General features: G+C 72.0%; 6 protein-coding genes and 1 pseudogene. All 7 read right to left on the bottom strand.

Annotation, left to right across the window (positions count from 1 at the left end; genetic code table 11):
- Positions 1 to 619, bottom strand: a pseudogene (locus tag G6031_RS12725) (TIGR01777 family protein); the annotation flags it as partial.
- A gap of 11 nt (positions 620 to 630) precedes the next feature.
- Entirely contained in the window at positions 631 to 1,329 is a 699-nt protein-coding gene (locus G6031_RS12720; protein WP_182653456.1) for a lipocalin family protein, read from the bottom strand.
- Positions 1,326 to 3,596 (bottom strand): MMPL family transporter, encoded by a 2,271-nt coding sequence (locus tag G6031_RS12715; RefSeq protein WP_182653455.1) that lies wholly within the window; start codon positions 3,594 to 3,596, stop codon positions 1,326 to 1,328. Before G6031_RS12715 ends, G6031_RS12720 begins: the two co-directional genes overlap by 4 nt.
- A gap of 14 nt (positions 3,597 to 3,610) precedes the next feature.
- The gene (locus G6031_RS12710) at positions 3,611 to 4,420 is read right to left on the bottom strand and encodes an alpha/beta fold hydrolase (RefSeq protein WP_182653454.1); all 810 of its coding nucleotides are present in this window, start codon (positions 4,418 to 4,420) and stop codon (positions 3,611 to 3,613) included.
- Positions 4,421 to 4,526: 106 nt separating this feature from the next.
- On the bottom strand, positions 4,527 to 5,249 hold the full coding sequence (locus tag G6031_RS12705) for a histidine phosphatase family protein (RefSeq protein ID WP_182653453.1): 723 nt from the start codon (positions 5,247 to 5,249) through the stop codon (positions 4,527 to 4,529).
- 16 nt (positions 5,250 to 5,265) lie between these two features.
- Positions 5,266 to 6,564, bottom strand: coding sequence for a phosphotransferase family protein (locus tag G6031_RS12700; RefSeq protein WP_182653452.1), 1,299 nt, complete (start codon positions 6,562 to 6,564; stop codon positions 5,266 to 5,268).
- Positions 6,561 to 7,775: an acyl-CoA dehydrogenase family protein gene (locus G6031_RS12695; RefSeq protein ID WP_347238494.1), complete on the bottom strand. Its 1,215-nt coding sequence runs from the start codon at positions 7,773 to 7,775 to the stop codon at positions 6,561 to 6,563. Before G6031_RS12695 ends, G6031_RS12700 begins: the two co-directional genes overlap by 4 nt.
- Positions 7,776 to 7,780 lie beyond the last annotated feature (5 nt).

Raw genomic sequence — 7,780 nt, 5'->3', positions numbered from 1 at the left:
CGGGGTCCGCGGTGTCCCACCTGCGTTCGTCGACCCCGCCCGCCGCGCCACGGACCAACCGGATGACCCGGTGGCCGGCGACCCCCAGCAGGGCACACAGCGCGGTCCCCACCAGCCCGGAGGCCCCGGTGACCGCGACGGTCAGGGCTCGTCCGCCGTCCGGGCCGGCGAGCCGCCGGATCCGGTCGAGGTCGTGCGCCATCTGGCGGTAGCGGTAGGCGAACACCGGGGAGAGGAGGGGTCCCGGCACGCGGGCGCGCACCCGGTCGCCCAGCACGGCGGTCCCGTCCGGACCCGCGGTGACGGTGTGCTCGTGGACCCACCCCGTGAGACCCGCGTAGGGCTGGGAGACGCAGCGGTCCACGAACCGCTCACCCTCGACGTACCCGGCGGGGTCGTGCTGCGCGACCCATCGCGGGCCGAACCGCGTCCCCAACGGACCGGGGAGCGCGGACCTCGGCTCGAGCACGGCCACACCGTCCCGCAGCGAGTCGGCCTGGCTCACGGGCCGCAGCGGCATGAACGGCGGGGAGATCCGGACGAAGGCACCCGGCGAGGCGAGATAGTCCCACGCCTCGTCCGCGCCGGCCCGGATCGTACAACTGAGGTCGATGCTCATCGGTCCGTCTCTCAGGGGAGCAGGCACAGCGGGGTGACGTCGCCCCGCCCACCGGCCATGGGAACGGTCAGGAACGCGCAGGGCCACCAGCCGCGCGACTCGACGACGTCACGGACGGTGGACCACTGGTCCGCCCCCAGGGCGGGGTCCCGGCTCAACACGAAGCCGGAGGACCGGCTCGGGTCGCCGACGACCGCCACCGAGTAGTCGTCGGCGAGGTAGGTGATGCGGTAGTTGACCGGACCGTTCTCGTCCTGGAACGGCACCTGTGGGAAGTTCACGCGCAGGGAGGCGTTGGTGTCGGTGTCGCGGATCGTCGCCTCCCCCTCGATCACCGAGTCTGAGCTGATCGCCGAGCCGCAGGAGTTACGTACCGAGATCGTGTCGGGCGAGATCCGCGCGTACTCGGCGGTCGTGTCGTTGGTGCACTGCAGGGTGTACGGCTGCGGGATCGCCGCGACCTGGTACCAGGTGCCCACGAAACGGTCGGGATCCACATATCCGACCTGCTGCAGCTCGGGGCCGCCGATCGACCCCACCGCGATGCCGTCGGGCAGCACCAGCTGCGAGGAGCCCCCGCCGAGGCGGCCCCCGTCGGTGAGGTCCTGGGCCCCGGCTGCGGGGGCGGCCCCGAGCCCCGCCGCCAGGAGCGGAACCGCGGCGAGGGCGGTGACGAGTGAACGGACCCGGGAACGGCGCGAGGTGGTCATGGGTGGAACTCCTTCGTGTCGGCGGTGCGGGCTGGAGCGGAGTCGGCCGGAGCCGTGGCTGCGGATGCGGATGCGTCTGAACCGCCGGTGGTGGGCTCGCCGACGGGTGCGACGCCGCGTCGGGGATCGCCAGGCCACCAGACCCGCTCCCCGACCAGGGTGAACAGAGCCGGCACCACGAGGGTCCTCACGACGAAGGTGTCCAGCAGGACGCCGAGGGCCACGATCACGCCGACCTGGGTGAGCACGATCAACGGCAGGACGCCCAGCACCACGAACACCGAGGCCAGCACGATTCCCGCGGAGGTGATCACGCCGCCGGTGAGGGCGACCGCCCGGACCATGGCCTCGCGGGTCGAGTGCGTGGCCGCCTCCTCCCGGGCGCGGATGATCAGGAACACCGAGTAGTCCACGCCCAGGGCGACGAGGAACAGGAAGCTGTACAGCGGGACCGACACGTCCAGGCCGGGGAAGCCCAGGATCTGGGTGGTGACGAAGGTCCCCAGCCCGAGCGCCGCGAGCGACGACAACACCGTCGCGCCCAGCAGCAGCAGCGGCGCGATCAACGCCCGTAGCGCCAGGACCAGGACGACGAACACCACCAGGAGGATGAGCGGTGCGATCAGCGCGAGGTCGCGGAGGTTCCCGTCGGAGGTGTCGACGCCCTCGGCCACCGATCCGCCGACGATCGCCTCGGATCCGGGGACCTGGTCGACCGCGGAGCGCAACGCCACCACGCTGTCCTCCGACCGGTCGGTCGCGGGGGCGGCGTCGAGGGTCACCGTGATGCGGCTCCACCCGGTCCCCGACTCACCGGCCGGCATGGCGGACACCACGCCCTCCACGCCCTCGGCCACCTCCGTGACCTGCGCCTCCGTGCCGGTGCGGGTGAGCACGGTGACCGGGTCCGTGACGCCGGCCGGGAAGTGCTCGGCGGCGGTCTCCAGACCGGCCGCGGCCTCGGACGGCGTTCGGAACTGCTCCGTCTGGCTCAGGCCGATCCGGGTGCCCAGCAACCCGAACGCGAGGATCACGAGGATCAGTACGCACGAGATCAGGACACGGACCGGACGCCTGACCACCCCGGAGGCGATGCGGCCCCAGACGCCGGACGGGACCTCCTCGCGGAAGTCCTCGGGAGTCGTCGGAGCGGTCACCCGGGCGCGCGCGCCGGTGCGCGTTCCCGTGCTCTCGGAGTCGCGGTGCGGCCGGGGGACGAAAGGCCAGAACAACCCACGACCGCACACGGCCAGCGCCGCCGGCAGCGCCACGAGGGCGTACGCCAGGGCGACGAGCAGGCCGACGGCCGCGGAGAGCCCGAGCGAACGGTAGTTGGGCAGGGTCGCGAGCAACAGCATCAGCAGTGCCAGCACCACGGTGATGTTGCTGGCGATGATGGCGGGGACCGCTCCCCGGTAGGCGTCCCGCAACGCCTGTCGCCGGTTCTCGGTCCGCCGCAGCTCTTCGCGGTACCTGGAGACCAACAGCAGCGCGTAGTTGGTACCCGCGCCGAACACCAGGACCGAGACGATGCCGGACGTGGAGCCGTCGACGGTCACGCCGACGGCCTCGCCGACCGTCGAGACCAACAGGGAGGCCACCCGGTCGGCGACGGCGATCACGACGAGCGGGACGAGCCACAGCACCGGCGAGCGATAGGTGATGATGAGGAGCACCGCGACGACCGTCGCCGTGGCGGCCAGCAGCCGGAAGTCCGCGCCCTCGAAGGCGGCAGCGGTATCCGCGGCGAAGGCGGGCCCGCCGGTGAGCTGCGCCTCCAGACCGGGGTCCAGGCCGTCGGCGACGGCGTCGCGCATCTCGCGGACGAGCTCGCTGCCCTGCTCGTTGGAGATCGACTCGGCCTCGACCGGCACCAGCATCAGCGCGGCGGCGCCGTCCTCGGAGGGGATCGGTCCCTGCGGTTCGGCGCCGACGACCTCCGCCATCCGCTCACCCGCACCCACGGCCGCGGCGATCCCCTGCGGGCCCAGCTCGCCGCCGTCCTGCCTGGTGACCACCAGTACCGCCGGCACCGACCCCGCGTCGGGGAATTCCTGCTGGATCTGGGAGACGAGGGCAGCCTCGGAGGTGTCCGGCAACGTCTGGGGTGCCTCGGACGCGCCCTCGGAGGACGCGAGCGCGAAGACGGCGCCGGACACGAGCAGGACCGCCGCGAGGATCAGCCAGGCGGTGAGCTTCCCCGTGAGCACGCCGACCCAGCCTCTGGTGGACGCGTCACTGTCCGTCGCGGTGCTCCCGGTTGTCATCGTCTCCCTCGCCCTCACGCGTTGTATTCGGAGAGGAACGCCTCGAGGATGGCGTTGACCTCGTCGGGCCGTTCCATGGTCGGCGAGTGACCCGCACCGGGGATCTCGTGGAAGCTCGTGGTGGCGATGAGCTCGGCGATCCGGCGCGACTTGTCCGGCGGTGTGGCCGCGTCCTCCGCACCCACCACGACCAGCGTCGGAGCGATGATCCGGATGGCCTCGTCCTCGCACGGATCCCGGTCCGCGACCGACTCGATGGCCTTGACCAGACCAGCGCGGTCGGTGCGCTCGAGCATCGCCATCCACTCCTCGACCCAGGGTGCCGAGAGGTTGCGGTCGGCGAGCATGATCGGCGCCACGCGGGACCGCAGCGGCTTCATCCCGGCGACGCGGTACACCTTGGACAGGGTCTTGTACTTGCTGCGGTTGGCCGGCTCCTCCGCGGTGGCGGCGGAGTCGAGCAGGGTGAGGGAGTGCACGATCTCGGGGTTGCGGGCCGCGAGCCGTATCCCGACGAAGCCGCCCATGGACAGGCCGACGAAGTTCACCACGGGGATCCGCAGGTGCCGCAGGAGTTCGCTGACGTCCACCGTCAGCGTGTCCATGTCGTACCCACCGAGCGCGCGGGGCGATTCGCCCTGCCCACGGAAGTCGATGGTCACGCACCGGTACCTGTCCCGCAGGTGGGCGATCTGGTGCTGGAACATCCACCCGGAGAAGAGCAGACCGTGGGCGAAGAACACCACGGGAGCGTCCTCACGACCGGCGGGCACGCCGGTGTCGGTGTAGGCGATGGTCGTGTGACCGCGCTGGAATGTGGGCATCGCGGCTCTCCTGACAGTCGAACGGCCACCGTGTCCGGCCGCCACAGTCGTACGATACGGCGACCGGCGCCACCCTTCGGTCACCTCGAGGGGATCGGAAGCCGGGTCACCGCAGCGTGATCAGACCCCGCGGGTCCTCCGGCCCGGCGGCCCGCTCCAGGTGCTGGTGCTCGTTGACCGCGATGCAGGTCATCCCGCCGCGACCCACCACGACGCGGGCCACTCCCGTGTTGACGGTCACGCGCTGCAGGCGACTCCACAACCCCACCACGCCCTCCGGATCGGCCAACAGGCCCGCGACCGCCAACGAGATGGTTCCGGCCGAGCTCACCACCACCGTCGTGCGTCCCGACCCGGACCGGGCCGCCGCGTCCGCGATCGCCGCGTCCGCGGCCGCCCGGTAGGTCTCGAACGCCTCGAGTCCCGCCCAGTGCCCGAGCGCGGCGTCGAGCTGACGTTGGAACGCCTGCTTGGCCTCGTCCGAGGAGCCCGCCGAATCGAGGGTTCCGTGACCGGCGCTCACCCCGGCCACCCGGGCCGCGGTGAGCACCTCATCGGCGTCGTACTCGGCCCAGCGGTCGTCGCACTCGACCGGGCAGTCCCACCCGGCACCCTCGCGCAGGCCCTCTCTCAGGCCCTCGACCAGGCCCTGCGCGGTCTCGCGCTGACGCCTCATTCCGCCGTGGATCACCACATCGGGCCGAAGTCCGCGCGCCGCCATGTCCCGGCCCGTGAGCCGGGCCTGGAGGTGACCGGTCTCGGAGAGCCGGTCGTAGTCGCCGCTCCCGAACGACGCCTGCCCGTGGCGGACCAGGTGGATGGCCCCCATCAGCGATCGACCCCCGTCACGTCCGGTTCCCCGTCCCCGGCAGGCCGCCGAGGATCCCGCCGATCCTCTGACGGGCGTCGTGCACGCCGCCCGCGAGCAGCGGAAGGACGACCCTGGGCACCGCGAGCAGCTCCGGGATCACGTCACGAGGGCCGAGCCGGGTGGGCGACAGCCGCCCGTCGCCGGTGCGGATGATGCGCAGGCAACGCTGCTCGAGGAACCCCACCGCGGGCCGGAACGCGCGGAACGCCGGGTTGGTCGTCTGACCGCGGAAGAAGCGGTGGTTGATCTGCTGGGCGATCACCGCCAGTCGGAACAGCCCGAAGACCTCGTAGAACCGCCAGTCGTCCTCGCTGATCTCCAGGCCCGACCGCTCGGCGTAGCGCTCGACGACCTCCCACCGGGTGAGCATCCCGGGCGCGTGCGTGGGCTGGCGCCGGAACGCCTTGAACACCGGGCCGTCCCCGTCCTCGACCCAGTAGGCCAGGGCGCCACCCAGATCCATGAGCGGGTCACCGACGGTCGCCATCTCCCAGTCCAGGACGCCGATGACGGAGGTGACGTCGCCGGGGTCCAGGACCAGGTTGTCGAAGCGGAAGTCGTTGTGGACCAGGCAGTGGCCCACGTCGTCCGGCTGATTGGCGTCCAGCCACTTCATCACCGGCGCGAAGTCGGGCACGTCGGGGGTCCGCGCGCGGCGGTAGCGGGCCGACCACCCCTCGACCTGCCTGCGCACGTAGCCCTCGCCACGGTCGAGGTCGTCCAGGCCGGCGGCCCGGACGTCGACGGCGTGCAGGTCCACCAGGGCGTCGACCGCCCGTTCGGACAGACGCCGGATGGTGGCCCTGTCCGCGCGGAGTTCCCGGGGGAGGTCCTTGCGCAGGATCGTGCCCTCGAGTCGCTCCATCACGTAGAAGTCGGACCCGATCACCGACTGGTCGTCGCAGAACCCCACCATCCGGGGCACCAGCGGGTACACCGGGCGGAGCGCCGACTGGACGCGGTACTCGCGCTTCATGTCGTGAGCGCCGCGGGCCTTGGTGCCGGTCGGCGGGCGGCGCAGCACCAGGTCCACGCCGGGATATCGCAACACGTAGGTGAGGTTGGACGCGCCTCCCGAGAACTGGCTCACCTCGGGGATGACCGGCTCGTCGTCGTCACCCAGGTCCACTCCCGCCAGGACGTCCGCGTGGTCGGGGGTGACGGAACGCAGCCAGGCCGCGACCGCCTCCACGTCGAACGCGTCCTCCCTGCGCACCGCGCCCGCGCCCGGGATCCTGCGGCTCAGGGGCGAGGCCCCGTGCGGTCGGCTCATCGACCCGACTCTGCATCCGTAGTGGCTGCGGCGGCGTCGCGGTACGGCGCGAGCATCGCCCGGGCGACCACACCGAGGTGGACCTCGTCGGGGCCGTCGGCCAGGCGGAGCGAGCGCGCGGTGGCGTAGGCGCCGGCGAGTGGGAAGTCGTCGCTCATCCCGCCGCCGCCGTGCAGCTGCAACGACATGTCGATCACCTTCTGGGCCATCTTCGGCACGGCGGCCTTGATGGCGCTGACCTCCACGGCCGCCTGCCCCTCGGTGTCGAGCTTCCAGGCCGCGTGCTGCACCAGCAGGCGGGCCTGGTCGATGGCGATCCGGGCCTCGGCGAGCCGTTCCCGGTTCCCGCCCAGGTTGACGACGGGTTTGCCGAAGGCCACCCGGCCCGAGGCGCGACGGCAGGCCAGGTCGAGCGCCATCTCCGACAGCCCGATGAGCCGCATGCAGTGGTGGACGCGGCCGGGGCCGAGCCGACCCTGCGCGATCTCGGCGGCGCGCCCGGGTCCGGTGATGATGTTCTCCACCGGCAGACGCACGCCCTCGAGGGACACCTCACCGTGGCCGAGCGGTTCGTCATAGACACCCTGGGCGGTGAGCATGCGCTCGACGCGCACCCCGGGGGCGTCCATGGGCACCAGGACCATCGAGTGCCTCAGGTACCGGTGGGCGTCCGGGTCCGACACACCCATGAAGATGCCCACCTCGCAGTCCGGGTGGCCGACCCCGGTGGACCACCACTTGCGGCCGTCCAGCACCACCTCGTCGCCCTCGACCCGCGCGGTGGCCGCCATGTTGGAGGCGTCGGAGGAGGCAACCTCCGGCTCGGTCATGAGGAAGGCGCTGCGGATCCTCCCGTCCAGGAGCGGGTCCAGCCAGCGGTCCTTCTGCTCCTGCGACCCGTACTTGAGCAAGACCTCCATGTTGCCGGTGTCCGGGGCGTTGCAGTTGAACACCAGGGGCGCGATGAACGACCTCCCCATCTCCTCGGCGACGGGCGCGTAGTCGGTGTTGGTCAGGCCGGTCCCCCCGTGGGTGCCGTAGCGCTCGGCGTAGGGGCCCTCGTGCCCGGCGGGCAGGAAGAGGTTCCACAGTCCCTGCTCGCGCGCCCTGCCCTGCAGTTCGGTGATTCGCGGATCGACCGCCCAGGGGTCCTCGCCGGCCAGACGGCGGCGGGCGATGTCGGCGTGGATCCCCGGCTCGACCGGGGTGATGTGCG

Origin of the sequence: Dietzia sp. CQ4, from assembly GCF_014145125.1 — a bacterium.
Classification (GTDB): domain Bacteria; phylum Actinomycetota; class Actinomycetes; order Mycobacteriales; family Mycobacteriaceae; genus Dietzia; species Dietzia natronolimnaea.
Note: the sequence above shows the minus strand (reverse complement) of the source record. Positions and strands in the feature narration are given on the sequence as shown.

Coding starts and splice junctions, on each gene's coding strand:
- G6031_RS12720 (WP_182653456.1), bottom strand. CDS start 1,329: ATGACCACCTCGCGCCGTTCCCGGGTCCGTTCACTCGTCACCGCCCTC.
- G6031_RS12715 (WP_182653455.1), bottom strand. CDS start 3,596: ATGACAACCGGGAGCACCGCGACGGACAGTGACGCGTCCACCAGAGGC.
- G6031_RS12710 (WP_182653454.1), bottom strand. CDS start 4,420: ATGCCCACATTCCAGCGCGGTCACACGACCATCGCCTACACCGACACC.
- G6031_RS12705 (WP_182653453.1), bottom strand. CDS start 5,249: ATGGGGGCCATCCACCTGGTCCGCCACGGGCAGGCGTCGTTCGGGAGC.
- G6031_RS12700 (WP_182653452.1), bottom strand. CDS start 6,564: ATGAGCCGACCGCACGGGGCCTCGCCCCTGAGCCGCAGGATCCCGGGC.